The sequence below is a fragment of the Mycobacterium sp. SM1 genome (assembly GCF_018361265.1).
Taxonomy (GTDB): domain Bacteria; phylum Actinomycetota; class Actinomycetes; order Mycobacteriales; family Mycobacteriaceae; genus Mycobacterium.
Genome location: NZ_JAFLNH010000003.1, coordinates 1 through 20,082, shown reverse-complemented (window position 1 = coordinate 20,082; position 20,082 = coordinate 1). Strand labels below are relative to the sequence as shown.

The following is a 20,082-nucleotide window of genomic DNA, read 5'->3' as shown; positions in this document are numbered from 1 at the left end:
CTGGTCTCCGAGGATATCGGCGGAGACGGACTTGTGTGAAGGGTTGGCATTCCACTGTCACCGCCATGCCGGCATGATCACATTATTTTCGGCTCTTCTGACTCTTCCGTGGGCCGGTTGTTGATGTAAGGGGCGCACGTCGTTGTGGCTTAAGGTTTCTGGCTTGTGGAAGGTCAGGAACCAAAGGAGCCAACAACGACGTGCGCAATGTGAGGCTATGGCGTGCGCTGCTGGGTGTCGAGCAGCGCACCGTGATCGAAGACATCGAGTTCGAGGGGTTCGGGGAGGAAGACGCCGACGGCGACACGCTGGTGGTGGCGCGGGTGCGGCCCCGCAGCGGTGCTTCACAGCGTTGTGGCCGCTGCGGTCGCAGGGCGCCCTGGTATGACCGGGGTGAGGGTCGGCGCCGGTGGCGGGGCCTGGATTGGGGCACGATGCAGGTGGTGCTGGAGGCCGATGCGCCGCGGGTGAACTGCCCCGCCCATGGGCCTACGGTGGTGGCGGTGCCGTGGGCGCGCCACCAAGACGCTGCGACGGTTTTTCGACGCTCTGGGCGCCCAGCGGTGCGCGCAGATCACCCCTGTGTCCGCCGATGCGGCGGAGTGGATTGCCGATGGGGTCGCCGAGCGCTGCCCGGGCGCGATCCGCTGCGCAGATCCGTTTCATGTGCTGGCCTGGGCCACCGAGGCGCTGGATGCCGAGCGGCGCCGGGCCTGGAACGACGCGCGAGCGATCGCGCGCGGCGAGGCCAAAGCTGGCCTGGATCGCCAGCACTGATACCCGGCTCTACCGCGCATATCTGCTCAAAGAGGGATTGCGCCACGTGTTTTCGGTCAAGGGCGAGGAAGGCAAGCAGCCCCTGGACCGGTGGATCTCCTGGGCGCGGCGCCGCCGCATCCCAGTCTTCGTCGAGCTGGCCGGCCGAATCGTGCGACACCGCCAAGCCATCGACGCCGCCCTCGACCATGCCCTATCGCAGGGACTGATCGAATCCACCAACACCAAAATCCGACTCCTGACCCGGATTGCGTTCGGATTCCGCTCCCCGGAAGCACTCATCGCCCTGGCAATGCTCGCCCTCGGCGGGCACCGACCCGCCCTGCCAGGCCGCGCCAAACACCCACGGATCAGTCAGCAGGGCCCAAAATCTGGCCCTCCTGACGTATCCGTGGGTGGGTGGGGCCGATTCGGGGCCGTGATCTGATGGTTGAATTCGTTTGTGCTTGCTTCCGCGATAGTTGCCTGTAGCGCTGCCCGGGTGGGAGGTGTCCATGTGGAGCCCCCGAGCGCAGCGAGGCGGAACGACATGGACACCGACGAGCGGGTAGCGCAGAATCGGCGACGTCTGAGAGGGGAAACCCGAGGGGTGCCCTGGTGGAGGGGTGTTAGCCGCGGCCGGGCAGGGTGGGGCGGTGGCCGCCGAGGGCGAGCATGGCCAGGGCGATCAGCGCGGCGGGGTTGTGGAATCCGAATGCGATGCGGGTCAGGACCCGGATCTTGGTGTTGGTGGATTCGATCAGTCCTTGGGATAGGCCGTGGTCGAGGGCGGCGTCGATGGCTTGGCGGTGGCGAATGATGCGGCGGGCCAGCTCGATGAACACCGGGATGCGGCAGCGGCGCGCCCAGGAGATCCACCGGTCCAGAGCTTGCTTGCCGTCCTCGCCTTTGACCGAGAACACATGCCGCAGGCCCTCTTTGAGCAGGTACGCGCGGTAGAGCGGGGTGTCGGTTTTGGCGATCCAGGCCAGCTTGGCGGTTTGGCGTTCGGTGAGGTCCTCGGGGTTTTTCCACAGCGCGTAGCGGGCGCCTTTGAGCTGGCGCGCCCGCTCGTGTCCCGGCCTGGGTGGCGCGTCGGTGGCCGGGCGGCCCCGGCGGCGTTTAGGCTCGCTGCGTGCCAGCGCCCGCGCGTCGTTCCAGGCCCGGCGCCGTTCGGCATCGAGTGCCTCGGTGGCCCAGGCCACCACATGAAACGGATCTGCGCAGCGGATCGCGTTCGGGCAGCGCTCGGCGACCACGTCGGCGATCCAGTCGGCCGCATCAGCCGAGACATGGGTGATCTGGGCGGCCCGCTCAGCTCCCAGGGCGTCGAAGAAGCGACGCAGGGTGGCGGTGTCGCGTCCCGGCGCGGCCCAGATCAGGTGGCCGGTGTCGTGGTCGACCACCACGGTCAAATACTTGTGGTGGCGTTTATACGAGATCTCGTCGATGCCGATCCGACGCAGGTTCGCGAACCGATCAGCGGTCTTTTCGGTGTCGGCCCACACGCGGGCCACGATCGCGCCGACGGTGCGCCAGGCGACCCGCATCAGTTCGCACACCGCGGTTTTCGAGCACGCCACCGCCAGCCAGGCCACCGTGTCATCGAAGGCGTAGGTGTGCCCGGCGGCATGGCGCGCCCACGGCACCGCCACCACAGTCGGCCCGTGCTCGGCACAGTTCACCCGCGGCGCATCGGCCTCCAGGAACACCCGCACGGTGCCCCAGTCCAGGCCCCGCCAGCGCCGCCGGCCCTCGCCCCGGTCATACCAGGAGGACTTGCGCCCGCAGCGCCCACAGCGACCCGGACCCCGCGCACCTCCGCGCGCCCGCACATGCGCGACCACCACCTCACCGTCACCGGCGTCCTCACCGAACTCGATGTCCTCAATCACCGTCCGCCGGTCGACACCCAGCAGCGCACGCCATAACCTCACATTGCGCACGTCGTTTCCTCGCTCTTCGGTTCCTGACCTCTGACAAGTCAGTTTCGTGGTCCCTTCCAGGGACGCCCGCGCATGCGGGAAAATCGGGTGCGGTCGCTCGCCGAGGTCGGTGCTTCTTGGCGCAGGTGAGCCCGTAAGTCAGTTTGATCCGGGGAGCCGGTGGTAGGGGCTGCGCATTGTTGCTATGAGCACGAGGGTCCGACTCTCTTCCATCCCTGTTCGGTTCCCGCGGGCGACCGCGCTCATGTATCGGTTTCCCGGGAAGGATTTTCGTTATGGACGAAGTCGACGATGTCGAACTGGTGGTGCAGCGGGTCGCGGCGCTGGATCTGGGCAAGGCCGGTCTGGAGGCCTGTGTGCGGGTGCCCAACCCGCAGCGGCCCGGCGGGCGGATGCAGGAGCTGCGCGGCTACGGCACCACCACGGCACAGCTGTTGGCGATGGCGGCCTGGTTGCGGCACTGGCAGGTGCAGCGGGTGGTGATGGAATCCACCAGCACCTACTGGAAGGGCGTGTACTACCTGCTGGAGGCCGCGGGGTTTGACTGCTGGCTGGTCAACGCCCGCGAAGTGAAGAACGTGCCAGGTCGGGCTAAGACGGACCGGGCCGATGCTGTCTGGCTGGCGAAAGTGGCCGAACGGGGCATGTGCCGGCCGTCGCTGGTGCAGCCGCGCGCGATCCGTCAACTGCGGGATCTCACCCGCTACCGCCGTGCCCTGGTGCAGGACCGCACCCGCGAGCAGCAGCGGGTGGAAAAGCTGCTCGAGGACGCCCAGATCAAGATCTCGTCGGTGCTGTCGAACCTGCACGGTGTCACCGGCCGGGCGATGATGGAGGCCCTGATCGCCGGCGAGCGCGATCCGCGCACGCTGGCCGGGCTGGCCAGGGCCCGCGCACGCAACAAGACCGACCGCCTCGAAGAGGCGCTGCGCGGGTTCTTCACCGAGCATCACGCGACGATCCTGCGGATGATGCTCGACAACATCGACCGGATCAGCGCCCAGATCGCCGCGCTCGACGCCCACATCGAGGAGGCGATCGGCCCTTTCTGCGGGCAGGCGGCCCGACTCGCTGACATCCCCGGCGTGGACAGGGTTGCCGCCGCCGAGCTGATCGCCGAGATCGGGGTCGACATGACCCGGTTCCCGTCGGCCGCGCATCTGGTGTCGTGGGCCAAGTTTTGCCCGCAGACCCACCAGTCGGCCGGTAAGTCCAAGACCAGGGGCCGCGGCAAGGGCAACCCGTGGCTGGCCGGCACTTTAGGCCGGATCGCGTTCGTTGACTCCGGCACCGACACCTTCCTGGGCGCCCGCTACCGGCGCCTCGCCCGACGCCGCGGCAAGCAAAAGGCCATCGTCGCGACCGGCAATTCGGTGCTGACCGTCGTCTACCACCTGCTCGCCGACCCCGAAGCCAGTTTCTGCGACCTCGGCCCCGACTACTACGAATCGCGCATCAACAAGCATCGCCGCGCCCGCAACCTGGCCACCCAACTGCAAGCGCTCACCGGCCAGCACATCACCATCCGCGACGGCAAAGCAGTCATCACCGACACCGCCGCCTAAACCAAACCCACAGCAACACAACAACACCCGGCTACGCCGGGCGCCTTCGGCCTGCCCACTCACCATCCGATTTTCGGGTCAGCAACCTTAAGCGAGAACGGCGTGCGCCCCTTCCTCGCTGCTACCCACCCACGGAAGTGTCAGAAGAGCCCAAAATCTCCTGATAATCCGGGGTCAACCGACGTTCGAATACCTCACCGGTACCCCCATCCAACGCGCACCCAACCACCGACCGCGCATGCACATCCAAACCAACACTCGTCCGCTGACATCACTGGGGCCTCCCACATCTTGTGGCTCTACCGGCCAGGACCCGTTTCTTGTCGGCAACCCACGTTCACATGTGAGTTCCCTATCCCTTCCGGGGGACGCCTTGCGGGCGTGAAAATGGGGTCGGGTCGCCTGCCGACGCCGATGTTTCCTTGGGCGTGTGAGCCCGCATGTGAGTTTGGTGCCGGGGCCCGACCTGGAAGGGTCACGCACTGTTGCTTCGAGCACGCCGGTCAGAATTTCGGTTCCCTTGACCGAGGCCCCAGGCGACCCACCCGATAGGGATGGATTCGATGGGAGGGTAACAGAAGTGGCGGCACGACGCAGGAGCAAGCAGAAGCAGGTAGTGACAGCCACGCCGCAGGAGATTCCCGACGGCGACCATGAGGTGGTGATCGAGCGGGCCGCGGCGGTCGACGTGGCCAAGGCGACCGGCACAGTGTGTGTGCGGCTGCCCGGCAAGTCCGGGAGGCGGTTTTCTCGGGTGTGGGAGGTGTCTGCACGCACCGGCGCGATCGGAGAATTGGCCCAGCAGCTGAGGCAGCAGGGTATCGAGAAGGTGACTGTCGAATCGACTTCGGACTATTGGCGGATCTGGTATTACCTGCTCGAAGACCAGGGTTTGGATGTGCAGCTGGTCAACGCCCGCGATGTCAAGAACGTGCCCGGCCGGCCTAAAACCGACAAACTCGACGCTGTCTGGCTGGCTAAGCTGACCGAGAAAGGCCTGCTGCGGCCAAGTTTCGTGCCGCCGGCGCCGATCCGGCGGCTGCGGGACTACACCCGGCTACGCGAAGACCTGACCCGGGAACGCTCGCGCTACTGGCAGCGGCTGGAAAAGCTGCTCGAGGACGCCGCGATCAAGGTGTCGGCGGTGGCCTCCACGCTGGACACCCTGTCCACTCGGGACATGATCGAGGCGCTCATCGCCGGGCAGCGCGACCCGCGCCGGCTGGCCGACCTGGCGCGGGGGCGGATGAAAACCAAGCGATCGGAGCTGATCGCCGCGCTCGACGGCCGTTTTGATGACCATCACGCCGAACTGGCGCGGATGCTGCTGGGCCAAATCGATGCACTTTGCGCCCAGATCGACACCCTGACCGCGCGCATCGAGGAGCTGATCGCCGAGCTGCCCGACGATGCTGTGGCCATCGATTCCTCCGGCAGAAGCGGCGATGGGCCCGGCACCAGCGCGGGTGCGGGCACCGACGCCGATCCTGACGCCGGCGGCAGCGATTCGGCCCCGCTCGATCCCGCCCCGGCGGCCGATGACCTGCCAGGTGTCATCGGCCGCCTTGATGAGATCCCGGGCATCGGCCAACGCGCCGCGCAGGCGATCATCGCCGAGATCGGACTGGATATGAGCAGATTTCCCACACCTGAGCATCTGGTGTCGTGGGCGCGGCTGTGCCCACGCACCATCCAGTCCGGGCCAATCACCCGCGGCGGCAAGACCGGCAAAGGCAACCCCTACCTCAAAGGCGCGCTCGGTGAGGCCGCGGTCGCGGCCGCCAAAACCGACACCTTCTTGGGCGAACGCTACCGGCGCATCGTTAAACGCCGCGGCAAACTCAAAGCCCTGGTCGCGGTCGCCCGCTCCATCCTGGTCGTCATCTGGCATCTGCTTTCCAACCCGGCCGCCCGCTTCTGCGACCTCGGCTCCGACTACCACACCAACCGCGTCGCCGTCGAACGCCGGGTACGCAACCACATCGCACAACTGACCGCGATGGGCTACCGAGTCACCCTGCAGGCCGCCGCCTAACCTAAACCGAGACCCTCAATCACATACCGCAGCAGCCGATCTCGCCTCTTAACAGCGGCGTGTCGCCCAATACCGCACTCACCAACTTGTGGTCACCTTGAGTGTTTTCCGGTCAGTGTTTTCCGGTCAGCGAGGCCCCAGCCCCCCATACCGTCTAGCGCGGCGAGCGGATTTCCAGCACCTCGTCAAGCGGCAGTCGTGGTGTTGCCGGCGGCAAGTTTTCCATGGGCGGCGCTATGCCGACACGGATCAGCACTTGCGGCTGGCCACGTTCGCCGATAAGCCTGCGCACCAGCTCACGGCTGGCGTCCACTTCGATCAGGTGGGTCAGCGTGCAGGTCGCCATGCCGGCCATCGTGCATTCCAGCAGCACGGTCGATAGGGCCTCACCACATCTCAACACCTCGGCGCGAGTATCCCCCGGGGTGGACAGCACCAGAATCATCGACCAATCCACCGGAATCTCCGGACGACGATCCCCATGGCCGCGAGTGGGGAAATCCCTTGCCACATCGACCCGCTGCCGTTCCGTCGCGGATGCCAGCGCGTCCGGTGGGACGCCCTCGGACAACGCGAAAGACGTTGTCCACCATTGAAGTTCAGCGTGGTATGAGGCGTCGTCGCGGCGCAGCTCGGCGGTGAGCTCCGAGGCTTTCGCCAGCTGCGGTCGCAGCTCATCGGATAGCACGTCGAGCATCGCGACATCGCAGTCTATGCTGCTGCGCAGCACCGGTTCGAACGATGCCCAGTGCGCCGGACGGCTCAGCGGAAGCCGGTCGGTGCGGCGTTGCAGAATTGCCTCCGCGCACTTGCGCTGAGCGGCCGTGACGACGTGTAGTGAACTGAATTCGACCGTCGCCAAATGATCCGGATTCTCCGGGTCGGGCAGCCGGTTGATCGTCACCCGCCAGCCGGCGGCCGCCATGGCGATGCGAAGGTGATCCAGCACAGCACCGCAGCTGATAATCGCTTCCCGGCCGGAGCGATCGGCACTGCGCACCCACCGGCGCCGATCGACGAACAGGTTGAGCACCGCATCTTCGGACACCCAGTGCCATGGCTGGCTGTTGTGTATCGACGGCGCCCGGCACGCCAGCAACAGCGCCTTTTTGATAACCTCGATGTTCGGCGTCGTGTGGGACATGTCCCTCTCTGAAAAACCTGGTTGTGAGATCGACCCTAACGAAGACGCGGCGCGCCGGTAGAGCCATTGGTCCCGGCCGCGCCGCCATCGTTGGCCGCGCGACAGGGACTTTCGGCCCTGGCAAATGGTGACCTTCACCGCGACGACGGTGGCCCTCGGACGCTTCGCTGGGAGCCCGCGCCGCCACAGGATCGAGTCATGGAGCCGGACACGATGACTAGCGGGCAAGCCGCCGAGGTCCCGACGGGCACGATGAGCCCCTACGCCGAGGTTCACGAAACCCACACCGGGCTCGTCGTGCTCGTCGGTGACAAGGCGTACAAGGTGAAAAAACCGGTAAAGACCGACTTCCTGGATTTCAGCACCGCCGACCGCCGTGAGCGAGCGTGCGCCCGCGAGGTCGTGGCCAACAGCCGGCTAGCGCCCGAAAGCTATCTGGGCGTCGCGCACTTGAGCGACCCCACCGGGGGCCCGGCCGAGCCCGTCGTTGTCATGCGTCGCTATCCTGACGCGCGCCGCCTGGCCACGCTGGCCAAAGGCGGCGCGCCGCTGCGCCGCGAGTTAGCTGACATCGCGGAAGTGCTGGCGGTCTTTCACAATCGTGGGCAGCACACCCGGGCCATCGACTCGCAAGGCAGGGTTGGCGCCATCAGCGCGCGCTGGGAGGAAAACCTCGCCGAGCTGAGGCGCTATGGCGAAGTGGTGCCGGCCAACTTGATCGGGCAAGTCGAAACCCTGGCCCGAAACTACATCGCGGGTCGCACGGCATTGTTCGGGCAACGCATCATCGACAAACGCATTGTCGACGGGCACGGCGATCTGCTGGCCGACGACATCTTCTGCATGCCCGACGGGGCGGTGCTATTGGATTGCCTCGATTTCGATGATCGGCTGCGCTACATCGACCGCATCGACGACGCGGCTTTTTTGGCGATGGACTTGGAGTTCCTCGGCCGCCAAGACCTCGCCGACTACTTCCTGGACACCTACAGCCAGGTGGCCGACGACCACCCACCGGCCTCGCTGAAGCACTTCTACATCGCCTATCGGGCGGTGGTGCGCTCCAAGGTCGATTGCGTGCGATTCGAGCAGGGACACCGCGCCGCCGCGGCCGACGCGTCCCGTCATCTGGCGCTGGCGCTCGAACACCTCACAGCAGGGACGGTACGGTTGGCCCTCATCGGTGGCGCGCCCGGGACCGGCAAGACCACCCTCGCCCATGCGCTCGCCGAGCGGGTTGGCGCCGAGGTTATTTCCACCGACGAGGTGCGGCGAGAACTGCAACAGCGCGGCACGATCACCGGCGAGGCCGGCGTTCTCGATGCCGGCCTGTATCGCCCGGAGGCCGTGGACGCCGTCTACCAGGAGGTCATTCGGCGCGCACGCGCACTGCTGACCGGCGGGCAGCCGGTGATCCTGGACGGCACCTGGCGGGATCCCCGCCAGCGCCGATTAGCCCGTGAGCTGGCCGCGCAGACCTCGTCGGCGCTGCTGGAAGTCGTTTGCTGGACATCGGTGGAGGTGGCGGTTCAGCGGGTGCAGGCGAGGCCACCCGGTCCCTCGGACGCCACCCCAATGATCGCCAAGCGCCTCGCGGTCCGCGACGACACTTGGGACACCGCGCACCCCATTGACACCGGCCAAGCCCTGACCGACAGCACCGATGAGGCCGAAAAGCTTTGGCGAAACACGCGTTAATCCCCCGCCGGCGAAAGCGGTGGACCACTGCCGTTAGCTGTCGTCAGCTGCGGACCACCAGCACCGAACACGCGGCGCAGCGTCCGAACAACGGCTCGCCGACCGGGCCCACGATTCGGGCCACCTCATGCGCCTCGGCGCTGCCCACCACGGCCAGTTGGACGGGTTCTCGGCTGCGGGCGAGGAAATCCGCAGCGCCCCCGCGTGCGCCAGCAGGACGGATGTGTATCTCAGGATAACGATCCGCCCAGCGGCCCAGGCGGCGATTCAGTTGGCTGTATGGGATTTCACCCACACCGAACCGCCAATCTCCCAGAGCCAAGATCGGGGCGTCGCGCAGCCGCGCCTCTCGGAAGCCGTGCTCGAGCACCGCGTCGTTGTCGGGTGAATCGTTCACGATGACCGCGATCCAACCGGAGTCTGACCTCCCGGTATCGTGGTCCGGACGGATGATCGCGACCGGGCAGTGGGCCTGCTGGGCTAGCGCACCGGCGGTCGAGCCGAGCACCACCTGGGCTAGACGGCCGATCCCCACCGACCCCACACAAATCATCGCCGCGTCCCGTGATTCATCGGCTAGCACCTTTTCAGGTGACCCGCGCACAACGGCGGTTTCGGCTTTCACCGGCGTGCCCAAGGCGTGCACCGCGGCCACCGCAGCGCGCAGCGCGGTTTCCGCGTACTGGGTATCCAGATCGAGGGCGCCCGCTGGGGGTGCCGCTGCCTGCCCGCTGCGTGTGACGTAAATCAGGCGCAGCGGAATGTCGCGGCTGATTGCCTCGGGCACCGCCCATTTGGCTGCGTTGATCGCGGTGTCCGAGCCATCGATGCCCACCACGATCGACTCCACTGCTGGTTGCGACTGGCTCACCGCACGCTCCCGATTTCGCCCGCTGAATCCCGGATGAAGTTATGCCTCATGCAACATGCCTCATGCAACCCGGAAAGCTATCCGGGCGGCTCCGCCTCTCCCCAGGGTCGTTCGACTCTGATTCGCTGGTGATAGTCCCATACGGCAGCGCCCGACGCTCTGTCTCACCGATCGGGCGAGCGAACACATGCGGCCGGATTCGGTTGGTGTGCACCACTCAGCTTGGCCCCATACCGCCCGGTCCCATCATGCCCGGGCCCATGCCGCCCCGTCCCATGCCACCCGGTCCCATCATGCCCGGGCCCATCATGCCTCTCATCATCGCCGGCATCCCGTCGACGACGAAGCCGGTGACTTCGCGGGCATGAGCACGGATAGCGTCGATCAGATCGGCATCGCTCGCGGTTTCCTCAACCACTACCCCCTTGGGGGTGAAGGTGACCTGGCGGTGATACTCGGGAGCCCGGCGGAACAAGGTGGGCAGGCTAGAACTCATGCAGGTCACCTCCGTGCCCTGGGCGAGATGGGAATACATCGACGACACGTGCGCTTGCACTTCGGCGGCGAGGTCGGGAGAGTCGGATTCGGTGGTAGCGCGGACGCCGCCGGGGATGTCCTCGACGGTGCGCCTGAGTTCAGTGTGTCGCATGAACATGTTCATGTATTTGCTCATGTCCACGCTCCCGGCGCCGCCGAAACCCGGGCCGTTTGCATGGCTGACGGCTACTCCCACGATGCCGCGCAGGACGTATCCGCCTAGCAGGCCCGCCCCCGTGGTGCTTAGCAGAACAAGCACCGTCCTCCTGGTCACTTGGATGGCCATATCCGATCGCCTCCCATCCTGGTTGAACCTGATTTTAAACTCACCCCAGTGATTCGGTCCCCTTGCGTTTCTGCTGGTCGATTCTCGGTGAATATTGGTGCAGCACAACAAAATATCCAAGAATCTCGCACTCGATGAAAATCATTCGGTCCCGATGCGCCGAAAGTGGTTCGGCAGCCAGAAGCCGGTAAGCATCGTTGGATTACTCGTCCGCGTGACATACCGATTGGCAACGGCCTTACGTCCACCCGGTTGGGGACTAATGCCCCATGACCGCCGACTTGGCGTGGGTTAGCGTTCCCGGTGAGCGAAGGAGAAAACGCAATGCCACCACGGATCAAAGAACACGGCATCGTCGTCGGCGTCGACGGATCGCGTGCGTCCAACGCCGCCGTCGTTTGGGCGGCACGGGATGCGGCCATGCGCCACCTTCCGCTAACCATGGCTTACGTGGCGAATCCCGTTGGCCCGCCCTGGCCCGCGGTCCCGGCGCCAGAGGGATACGCGGTATGGCAGGAAAACGAGGGACGCCGGATCCTGGCTGACGCGCTGAAGATTGCCCAAGACGCGACAAAGCATAGCCGCCCGATTGAGAGCAAGAGCGAATTGATGTTTTCGGCCACCGTTCCGACGCTGGTCGATTTGTCCAAAGACACCGAACTCATGGCCGTGGGCAGCTCGGGTCACGGGGCATTGGCTCACGGCTTGCTTGGCTCGGTCAGTTCGAGCCTGGTGCGAAGCGCCCACTGCTCCGTCGCGGTCATCCGCGATGCACCGCCGGCGATGCCGGATTTCCCGCAGGCTCCCGTGCTGTTAGGGATTGACGGCTCGCCGGCTTCCGAGCTGGCTACGGCGATCGCGTTCGATGAGGCCTCACGGCGCGGCGTCGACCTCATAGCCGTGCACGCGTGGAGTGACGTCGAGATCTTCGAACTCCCGGGGCTGGACTGGGCAGCGGTTAAGGCGGAGGAGGAACGCAGTCTGGCCGAACGACTAGCCGGTTGGCAAGAACGCTATCCCGACGTGACGGTGCACAGGATTCTGGTGTGTGATCGACCCGCCCGTGTGCTCGTCGAGAAATCCGAATCCGCTCAACTCGTTGTTCTGGGAAGTCACGGGCGCGGTGGTGTAGCGGGAACACTCTTGGGTTCGGTCAGCAACGCGGTCGTGCAGTCCGTGCGTGTGCCGGTGATCGTGGCGCGGTCCCCGTAACCATCCGAGTGCCTTGACCTTATTGAGCTGACCAACAGCCCAGGGGAACGGGACTTCGGTCCCTTTCGCACAGCCTCGCGGAAATGGTCGGATATACCCATGAATCGAAAGTAGCGCAGAGCTAATTGAGCACACGACGGTCGTCTGGGCACACGGCTGCCCCGGATGGAGGTAGATCAATGAGCATTTCACCGGAATCGCGGATCAGGACACGCATGTTCGCTCGGGTGCTCGGCCCGTTCTTGGTCATCGTTTGCGCCATCGCAATAGCACGTGCCTCAGAGACGCGAGCACTGCTATCAGACTTCGCCGGCACCGCATTGTGGTCCTGGGCGGCGGGCAGCTTTGTGCTAGTAGCGGGCCTTATCATCATCGCGCTTCATCAGCACTGGCGAAATCCTGCCGCTGTGATCGTATCCTTGCTAGGCTGGCTTCTGGCGCTGCGCGGCCTGCTGCTGCTGGCCTTCCCCGCCGTCTTTTTATCGATGGCCAACTCGGTGATCAACGCCGGTGCACTGTGGAAAACCATCAACGTCTTCTTGGGGGTGATCGGCCTATATCTGAGCTATGTCGGCTGGCGGCCTGCACCCGTTCAACCGAAGCCACAAGAGACAAGTCCTACCCGGGATCTGCCACGTGCCGCGTGAATAGGAACCGGATCGCAGTGTCGGGCCTTTCGGCCGGATAATCGGGGACTTCTGGCCGCTGACGGATCGCGGCGAGACTCCTAGCGTTGTCAGCAGGAGCGTTGTCGGTGCGACGGGCCGGATGAGATTGGAGTGGTCACCGTGAGCCAAAGCGTGGTGGTGGCGACGGTTTTCGGGGTTGGTATGGTGGTGCTGTTAGCGTTCGCCTCGATCCGGGTGGTGTGGCAGTACCAGCGCGGTGTGCACTTCCGCTTCGGCCGGGTCGTCGGGGTTCGTGAACCCGGTCTGCGGCTGATCATCCCGGTCATCGATCGCCTGTGGCGGGTTTCAATGCGCATCGTGACCATGCCAATTCAGTCGCAGGGCATCATCACCCGGGATAACGTCAGCGTGGACATCGCCGCAGTTGCCTACTTCCGCGTGATCGATGCCCGCAAAGCCGTTGTCGTTATCGAGAATGTTCATGCCGCGATTGACCAAATCGCTCAAACCACTCTGCGTAACGTCGTCGGCCGACATTCACTAGACGAGGTGCTTGCTCAGACGGAGAAAATCAACGCCAGCATCCGCCACATCCTCGACACCACCACTGTGGAATGGGGTGTGCAGGTCACCCTGGTCGAGCTGAAGGACATCCAACTGCCCGACAGCATGAAACGCGCGATGGCCCGCGAAGCCGAGGCCGAGCGCGAGAAGCGAGCCAAAATCATCGCCGCCGAGGGGGAAGCGCGGGCGGCCGCGGCACTCGGCGACGCGTCCGACACCATGATGAAGCACCCGCTGGCCTTGCAGCTGCGAAATCTGCAGACCTTGCTCGAACTCGGGGTGGAAAAGAACACCACCATCGTCTTCCCGGCCCCGTTGATGAGCGCGATCGGGGAGCTCACCGGCTTCCTGGCACGCGAGTCAACCGCATCGAGGTCCCCGGGGCCCGAGCTTCTGTCCCCTCAGACACTCGCCCATGCTGCAACGCCACACTGATCGCCGCCCCGGCATCCTCTCCCGCCGCTGCGGCTTTCGCCGCACAATCATGCCCTGCCCACGCCATTACCACACCCATGCTTGCCGGTCTCCGGCCAGGAGCCGCGATGGATGAGCTGAGCGCGACCAAAACCGGCACCAGCGACCCCATGATGCTCAGTGTCGACTCGCGACCCGCACGCTGGATGAGCATGCTGGTTCTGGTAGGCGCATGCGGCTGGCTGATCCTGTTGGTGGCACGCAATCATCACAACGGCGATTGGCACTCCACGAAACGCCTGACATGGTCGTTGTCGCTATTGGTAATGGCGATGTTCGCTGCACGTGGAATTCTGCTGGGCCGGCCGGTGACCGTTACACACACCGCCACCGCGGCGGTGATGCTCTTGACCGGACTGGGCGCACACCTGCTGTCGCTTGAGTTGCCCGGCGACGGGCTGGTCGCGGGCACCGGCCTGGCACTGACGTGGCCGATGCCGTCACGGCGAGATCCGGCCGCGCTGCCGAGAGTGTGGGCGCTGATCGAAGCGACCCACGGTGATCCTCTTGCCCCGTTTGCGATGCAATCGATGAAAAGTTACTACTTCGACGCCGAGGGTAGCGCGGTGATCGCCTATTGCACGCGCCTGGGCTTGGCGGTCGTCAGTGGTGACCCAATCGGCCAGCGCACCCGATTCCCGAAGCTTGTCCGCGACTTCGCGGCGATGTGTCACAGCCGTGGCTGGCGGATCGTCGTGCTGGGCTGTAGTGAGCAGCAGCTTGAACTGTGGCGAGACGCCGCCGTGATCGGCCGATCGCTGCGGCCGGTGCCCATCGGGCGCGATGTGGTGATCGATGTGGGCCGCTTCAGCATGGTTGGGCGGAAATACCGCAACCTGCGTCAGGCGGTGCAGCGCACGCATAACGCCGCGATCACCACCGAGATAGTCGCCGAACAGGAACTCGGCGATGCGCTGGCAGGGGAATTGGCCGAAGTGCTATACGCCTCGCATCGCGGGGCGCACGTCGAGCGCGGGTTTTCGATGATCCTCGACCACGCACTCGAGGGGCGCTACCCCGGTATCAAGCTGATCATCGCGCGAGACCGCGATGGGCGGGTGCAGGGATTCCACCGGTACGCAACGTCCGGCGGGGGCAGCGACGTGACCCTCGATGTGCCGTGGCGGCGCCCGGGAGCGCCCAATGGGATCGATGAGAGACTCAGCGTCGACATGATCTACTACTGCAGGAAACAGGGTGGCCGGCGAGTTTCGTTGGCGTTCGCCGCGTTTCCTGAAATCTTCGACAACAATAATCGCAGCCTGATCGAGAACATCTACTACGCGCTTATCCACCTGGGTCGTTCGCTTATCAGGCTTGAGTCGCTGTATCGTTACCTGCGCAAGTTCCACGCATTCGGGCAACGCCGCTACGTGCTGCTGTGCATACGACACATCCCCACTGCGCTCGTGGTGCTGTTGTCGCTGGAATTCCTGCCGCGCCGACGCCATCTTCCGCGACCCGCCCAGCGCGAAATCGGCGGCGCTTGACGCTGTCCCGCCATCCTGCGACCGCGTTATCGTTTGATCCGCCCGTGATGGCTCAAGGGGCGGTTCGAGTCGGTTCCGCCGGATGCCTTTCGTCTTCAGCCGTCGGCTCGACTCTCGGGTAACCAATCTTTAACCAACAATTGTTGTGTTAAATCTGAATATGCGCTGCGGCGTGATGAGTGCTCACGGGGTGCCGGTGGCGGGTACGATCGCGGGCACATTGCGGCCGCCGTCGCGGCTGTACTTGGCTCATGCTGATATCGCCGAACACCGGGCAGCTGTCACGTTCGGGTAGCGCAGGAAAGCTGAGGCGGTTGTGCCGACGGTGTTCACAAACGCGACGGGAACGGAAAGCCGGTCGGGGACCCTGGATTTCGCGGTGGGCGGAATGCACTGCAACTCGTGCGCCGTGCGCGTGCAGCGGGTATTGAGCCGCCAGCCCGGTGTGGCCTCGGCGGAGGTCAACTTCGCTTCGGGCACTGCGCATGTGACTCCGGCCGGGGATGACGCGAACCCTGCCGAGTGGATGGACGCGGTGGCGAAAATGGGCTACCGGTTGACGCCGGTGTCGACGGTGGCCGAAGAGGTGCGTGAGGCCGACGAGGCCGAGCGGGCCGTGGAACGATCCTGGTCGCGGCGGATGCTGATCGTGTGGCCGCTGGCCGTCGTGGTCATGTGGTTGGCGATGTTTTCCGGTTCGCTGTGTGAGCAGACGTGGACGCATTGGGTGGAGTTCGCGTTGGCCACGCTGATCCTCTTCTATGGCGGGTGGCCGTTTTTGCGGGGGGCCGCGATCCGGGCCCGGCGGGCGGCCGCGAATATGGACACGCTGGTCACGGTCGGGACGCTGACCGCCTACGGGTATTCCACCGTTGGGCTTGCCCTCGGCGGGCATCACTACTTCGAGACCACCGCGGACATCATCGCGTTCGTCGGGTTGGGCCGGTATCTGGAGGCCCGCGCGAAGCGGCGTGCCGGCAACGCTTTGCGCTCGCTGCTGGAACTTGGTGCCAAGCAGGCCCGACTGCTGCGTGCGGGCGCCGAGGTGCTGGTGCCCGCCGATGAGGTGGTGGTCGGTGACCTGATGCGCATCCGGCCGGGTGAGAAGATCCCCACCGACGGTGAGGTTGCCGAGGGCGCGAGCGCGGTCGACGAGTCGATGCTCACCGGCGAGTCGGCGCCGGTGGAGAAGACCGTTGGCGACACCGTGGCCGGTGCGACCATGAATACTTCTGGCGTGTTGACGGTTCGGGCCACCGCGGTGGGCGCACAGACCGCGCTGGCCCAGATCGTGGAGCAGGTGGCCGCGGCCCGGTCTGGCAGGGGCGCCGCGCAGCGGCTGGCGGACAAGGTTTCGGCGGTCTTCCTGCCCACGGTGATCGGGATCGCGGTGGCGACGCTTGCCGGCTGGTGGTTGATCGCGGCCGATCCGGAGCGCGGGCTGATCGCCGCCGTGGCCGTGGTCATCGTCGCCTGCCCTTGCTCCCTCGGGCTGGCCACCCCGGTCGCGATCATGGTCGGCACCGGGCGGGGCGCCAAACTTGGCATCCTGATCAAAGGGATGGAGGCGCTAGAACGTACCCGCACCATTACCACCGTTATCTTCGACAAGACCGGCACGCTCACCGAGGGCCGAATGACTCTCACCGACGTTCGCCCCGCCGAAGGCGTGGATGCCGAGATGCTGCTGCGGTATGCGGGCGCGGTCGAGGCCGGCAGCGAGCACCCGATCGGCCAGGCCATCACCGCAGCTGCCCGGCAGGCGAGTGAGAAGTTGCCGCAGGCCACACAGTTCGAGGCGCTGGCCGGGCGCGGGGTGCGCGCCAAGGTCGACGGAGTTACGGTCTGGGTCGGCGGGCGCGCTCTGCTGGCCGAGGCCGGCTTGACCCTGCCCACAGGGTTGGCCGACCTGGCGCACTCCTGGGAGGCCGACGGCAAAACCGTGGTCTTTGCCGGTTGGGATGGTGCGGTGCGCGGTGTCCTCGCGGCCGCGGACACCCTCAAAGACGGGGCGGCGGAGGTGGTGGCCGAGCTGCAGCGGATGGGCTTGACCGTTGCGATGATCACCGGAGACAACGCGCGCACCGCCCACGCCGTCTTCGACCGTGTCGGCCTCGATACCGTGCTGGCCGAGGTGTTGCCCGCCGACAAGCGCGCCGAAGTCCGGCGGCTGCAACAGGCCGGCCAGGTGGTCGCCATGGTTGGCGACGGTGTCAACGACGCGCCGGCGTTAGCCCAATCCGACCTGGGCATCGCGTTGGGCACCGGCACCGATGTGGCGATCGAGTCCAGCGACCTCACGTTGATGCGCGGCGATCTTGCCGGTGTGCCCACCGCGATCCGGCTTTCCCGCCGCATCTATCGCACCATCTGGCAAAACATGGGCTGGGCGCTGGGTTACAACGCAGCCACTATCCCCCTGGCCGCGGCCGGCCTGCTCAACCCCATAATTGCGGGCGCGGCGATGGGATTCTCTTCGATCAGCGTCGTCACCAACGCCTTGCGGTTGATGCGGTTTCGCGATCGCAAGCCCCCGCCCCGGTAGTGCGTAACACAGCCGTCAGCTCAGGGTCACCCGCAATTCCGGCAACCCCGACGGCATCTGCCGCCATCCGGCCGGCAAGAAACTGGTAACACGTGACTCCGGGGCGCTCCGCGCGCACGGCACCGACGGCGTCCACGTCCAACCGTTCCTAAACACTGAGCGAAACTGAGTTTTGCTCCGTGGGGCGGCCCGAACGGTGTTGGCCACCGGCGGTGGGTGTTCTCTGGTGGACCGGCGCGCCTCGTCGTCGTTGTGGGCGGGTCGGTGAGCCAGAACTGCCGCACCGTCGTGTGGTGGTCGGCGGCCTGGCAGGCCTGTCCGGCGGAGTGCCCGCACGCATCCGCTGTTGGTTGCGGGGTCTCACCGGCCGACGCCTGATCGGCATGCCGAGTCCACTTCTGGCGATCGCGGCCGCCGCCCCGTGATGCACGGTGACCGAGGCCGGGTCGGAAGTCTGCTGCTGCAAGGGTTTACGCCAATGTTAGGCGCCCCAGCGGCTAGTGTAAGCCGGATCAACACCGATCGCCGCGATACCGCGGCGGGCCGCCATCGAGGTCAGTCTGGTCCGGAAGTTCGCGGTGGGGATACCGGCCACGGCGCGCCGCAGCCGTTTGCCGCGCACGCCGCGGCCCAACGTCTCACGTCCGCTAGCGCGGGCGTCCGCGAAATTCAGGTTCTCCACCGCCGCCAACTGCTCACAACCCCGGGAGGTGATCACATAGCGCTACCCCTGAACCGGTGCCAGGGTGGTCATTTGCAGTGAGCAACACTGGTCAGTGTCGTTGCGCGCCAGCAAACATTGACAACCGGATCGCCCGGCCACGTGGACGTTAGCCAGCTGTGAACTCAAAAGACTGTGCCGCACTTAGCAATAGACGAGGCCGACCCGAAATCACCGTCGAAATAGGTACTGCACAAAGAACAACACTACGCTGGCCACAACCGAGATCACAAGCATCGAGGCTACGGGAATATACACCCGGAGGTTTCCGTGCTCGATCCGGATATCACCCGGAAGGCGACCGAACCACGAGAGCCCGCCCGCCCAGACCAGGATGCCCACCACCACCATAGCGATTCCTGCCATGACGATGAGCGGACCTATGTTCCGTACCATCGGCTCCTCCGAACTGTGGCTCGTCGGGTGCGGATATGACTTCCCGCTACGACCACGCCGAAAACGAATCCACCGACATGAGCAAAGAACGCAACGCCGCTGCCACCGGAATTGCCCTGGACCAACGCGTAATTTCCTTCGATGAACTGGTATAGAAACCACACACCGAGGAAAAACCATGCCGGGATGCTCATCGGAAACCACAGCACGAGCGTGCGGATCCATGAATTGGGATAGAACACGAAATAAGCGCCCAGCACGGCTGCTATGGCGCCACTGGCTCCAAGGGTCGGTACCCGCGCGTCAGATGCCGTGCCGAAGAGCAGTGTCATCGCGGTCTGGGCCATCGTCGCGAAGAATCCACCCGCAAAATAAAAACCCAGGTAGCGAACTCGCCCGATCGCATCTTCGACGTTCTTGCCGAAAATCGCCAGGAAAAGCATGTTGCCGAGAATGTGGTCCCAGCCGGCATGCAAGAACATGGCGGTAATCCAGCTGATCCCCCATGGTTCCGGTGCGCTGCACGTGTTGGCTACAGCGCACGGATAAAACGACGCATGACCGATCGCCTCGTCGGGGTCCGGGGATTCATAGAAGAGGAAGACCGCAAGGTTGGCGGCGATCAGGGTGACGTTGACGAGCGGGAAGCGGCGCGCTGGAATGCCGTCGGAGTACGGGATCATCTGGCCCGGTCCGCAGATTTATCGGCAGGGCTTAGGAACGGGCGGGACAATTGCCGTGGCGACGTGGCGCCGCTGCTGGCCGCAGCTTGCGAACTCGAAGAGCGGCCCGCCGAAATCCGCGCGCGCGCTCCCGAGCTGGCCTATGACCATGGCCGTGTCCCTTTTGGGCCCGCGCGTGGCCGCCCGCCGTGTCTTCGCTGGTTGGCGCATCAACACATCAGCCACGGCTTTAAGCCTATAGTAGGTATCGGTAGCGCAGGTTCAACTTGGCGGATGAATTGTCGTGATCACCCGACTGCCCGACACGGTACACGCCTTGCTGCGCGACGAACCGGTTCCCGCCTGGCGGGATCCAATGCTGGCCACGCTGACCGAAAAACCGTTCTCCGATCCACGGTGGATCTTCGAGCCCAAGCTAGACGGCGAACGGTGCCTGGCGTTTCGTGACGGCGAACGGGTGCGGCTGATGTCGCGCAATCGCCAACTGCTCAATGGGACCTACCCGGAACTTGTTGACGCGCTGCGCGCGC

The 20,082-nt window shown here is 65.3% G+C and carries 15 protein-coding genes and 3 pseudogenes; 10 read left to right on the top strand and 8 right to left on the bottom strand.

Annotation, left to right across the window (positions count from 1 at the left end):
• Positions 1 to 200: 200 nt before the first annotated feature.
• Positions 201 to 1,135: pseudogene (locus tag MSM1_RS13305) on the top strand (transposase); the annotation flags it as partial.
• Positions 1,136 to 1,385: 250 nt separating this feature from the next.
• On the opposite strand, the gene MSM1_RS13300 reads toward MSM1_RS13305, so the two are convergent.
• Positions 1,386 to 2,702, bottom strand: coding sequence for an ISL3 family transposase (locus tag MSM1_RS13300; RefSeq protein WP_213443032.1), 1,317 nt, complete (start codon positions 2,700 to 2,702; stop codon positions 1,386 to 1,388).
• A 275-nt stretch (positions 2,703 to 2,977) separates the two neighbouring features.
• On the opposite strand from MSM1_RS13300, the gene MSM1_RS13295 reads away from it, so the two are divergent.
• Positions 2,978 to 4,267, top strand: a complete 1,290-nt coding sequence (locus MSM1_RS13295; protein WP_213443031.1) for an IS110 family transposase — start codon at positions 2,978 to 2,980, stop codon at positions 4,265 to 4,267.
• A 151-nt stretch (positions 4,268 to 4,418) separates the two neighbouring features.
• Here MSM1_RS13295 and MSM1_RS22740 read toward each other — a convergent pair.
• Positions 4,419 to 4,557 (bottom strand): annotated as a pseudogene (locus tag MSM1_RS22740) (IS110 family transposase); the annotation flags it as partial.
• Between the two features lie 326 nt (positions 4,558 to 4,883).
• On the opposite strand from MSM1_RS22740, the gene MSM1_RS13290 reads away from it, so the two are divergent.
• A complete protein-coding gene (locus tag MSM1_RS13290; RefSeq protein ID WP_213443030.1) occupies positions 4,884 to 6,302 on the top strand; it encodes an IS110 family transposase in 1,419 nt (472 codons plus the stop codon).
• Positions 6,303 to 6,456: 154 nt separating this feature from the next.
• Here the strand turns inward: MSM1_RS13290 and MSM1_RS13285 are convergent, their stop codons facing one another.
• Positions 6,457 to 7,446 carry an NAD(P)H nitroreductase gene (locus tag MSM1_RS13285; protein ID WP_213443029.1) on the bottom strand — a complete coding sequence of 330 codons (990 nt, stop codon included), beginning with the start codon at positions 7,444 to 7,446 and terminating at the stop codon, positions 6,457 to 6,459.
• A 213-nt stretch (positions 7,447 to 7,659) separates the two neighbouring features.
• On the opposite strand from MSM1_RS13285, the gene MSM1_RS13280 reads away from it, so the two are divergent.
• Complete coding sequence (locus tag MSM1_RS13280) at positions 7,660 to 9,144, top strand: bifunctional aminoglycoside phosphotransferase/ATP-binding protein (RefSeq protein WP_213443027.1); 1,485 nt, start codon at positions 7,660 to 7,662, stop codon at positions 9,142 to 9,144.
• A gap of 43 nt (positions 9,145 to 9,187) precedes the next feature.
• Here MSM1_RS13280 and MSM1_RS13275 read toward each other — a convergent pair whose 3' ends face one another.
• Together MSM1_RS13275 and MSM1_RS13270 are read right to left on the bottom strand one after the other, a co-directional pair.
• On the bottom strand, positions 9,188 to 9,994 hold the full coding sequence (locus tag MSM1_RS13275; RefSeq protein ID WP_213444397.1) for a universal stress protein: 807 nt from the start codon (positions 9,992 to 9,994) through the stop codon (positions 9,188 to 9,190).
• A 238-nt stretch (positions 9,995 to 10,232) separates the two neighbouring features.
• Positions 10,233 to 10,838, bottom strand: a complete 606-nt coding sequence (locus MSM1_RS13270) for a hypothetical protein (RefSeq protein WP_213443025.1) — start codon at positions 10,836 to 10,838, stop codon at positions 10,233 to 10,235.
• 324 nt (positions 10,839 to 11,162) lie between these two features.
• On the opposite strand from MSM1_RS13270, the gene MSM1_RS13265 reads away from it, so the two are divergent.
• From MSM1_RS13265 to MSM1_RS13245, 5 genes are all read left to right on the top strand, one after another.
• Entirely contained in the window at positions 11,163 to 12,050 is an 888-nt protein-coding gene (locus MSM1_RS13265; RefSeq protein WP_213443023.1) for a universal stress protein, read from the top strand.
• Between the two features lie 215 nt (positions 12,051 to 12,265).
• Positions 12,266 to 12,697: a hypothetical protein gene (locus MSM1_RS13260; RefSeq protein ID WP_236056367.1), complete on the top strand. Its 432-nt coding sequence runs from the start codon at positions 12,266 to 12,268 to the stop codon at positions 12,695 to 12,697.
• A 183-nt stretch (positions 12,698 to 12,880) separates the two neighbouring features.
• Positions 12,881 to 13,678 carry a slipin family protein gene (locus tag MSM1_RS13255; protein WP_213444395.1) on the top strand — a complete coding sequence of 266 codons (798 nt, stop codon included), beginning with the start codon at positions 12,881 to 12,883 and terminating at the stop codon, positions 13,676 to 13,678.
• 107 nt (positions 13,679 to 13,785) lie between these two features.
• Entirely contained in the window at positions 13,786 to 15,207 is a 1,422-nt protein-coding gene (locus tag MSM1_RS13250; protein WP_213443020.1) for a bifunctional lysylphosphatidylglycerol flippase/synthetase MprF, read from the top strand.
• Positions 15,208 to 15,574: 367 nt separating this feature from the next.
• Positions 15,575 to 17,752, top strand: a complete 2,178-nt coding sequence (locus MSM1_RS13245; RefSeq protein WP_282100943.1) for a heavy metal translocating P-type ATPase — start codon at positions 15,575 to 15,577, stop codon at positions 17,750 to 17,752.
• A gap of 481 nt (positions 17,753 to 18,233) precedes the next feature.
• Here MSM1_RS13245 and MSM1_RS13240 read toward each other — a convergent pair whose 3' ends face one another.
• The 3 genes from MSM1_RS13240 to MSM1_RS13230 form a co-directional block, all read right to left on the bottom strand.
• Positions 18,234 to 18,470 (bottom strand): hypothetical protein, encoded by a 237-nt coding sequence (locus MSM1_RS13240; protein WP_213443018.1) that lies wholly within the window; start codon positions 18,468 to 18,470, stop codon positions 18,234 to 18,236.
• A gap of 174 nt (positions 18,471 to 18,644) precedes the next feature.
• Positions 18,645 to 18,839, bottom strand: a complete 195-nt coding sequence (locus MSM1_RS13235) for a DUF2905 domain-containing protein (protein ID WP_236056365.1) — start codon at positions 18,837 to 18,839, stop codon at positions 18,645 to 18,647.
• Between the two features lie 14 nt (positions 18,840 to 18,853).
• Positions 18,854 to 19,552, bottom strand: a complete 699-nt coding sequence (locus MSM1_RS13230) for a rhomboid family intramembrane serine protease (RefSeq protein ID WP_213443015.1) — start codon at positions 19,550 to 19,552, stop codon at positions 18,854 to 18,856.
• A gap of 283 nt (positions 19,553 to 19,835) precedes the next feature.
• On the opposite strand from MSM1_RS13230, the pseudogene MSM1_RS13225 reads away from it, so the two are divergent.
• A pseudogene (locus tag MSM1_RS13225) lies at positions 19,836 to 20,082 on the top strand (ATP-dependent DNA ligase); the annotation flags it as partial.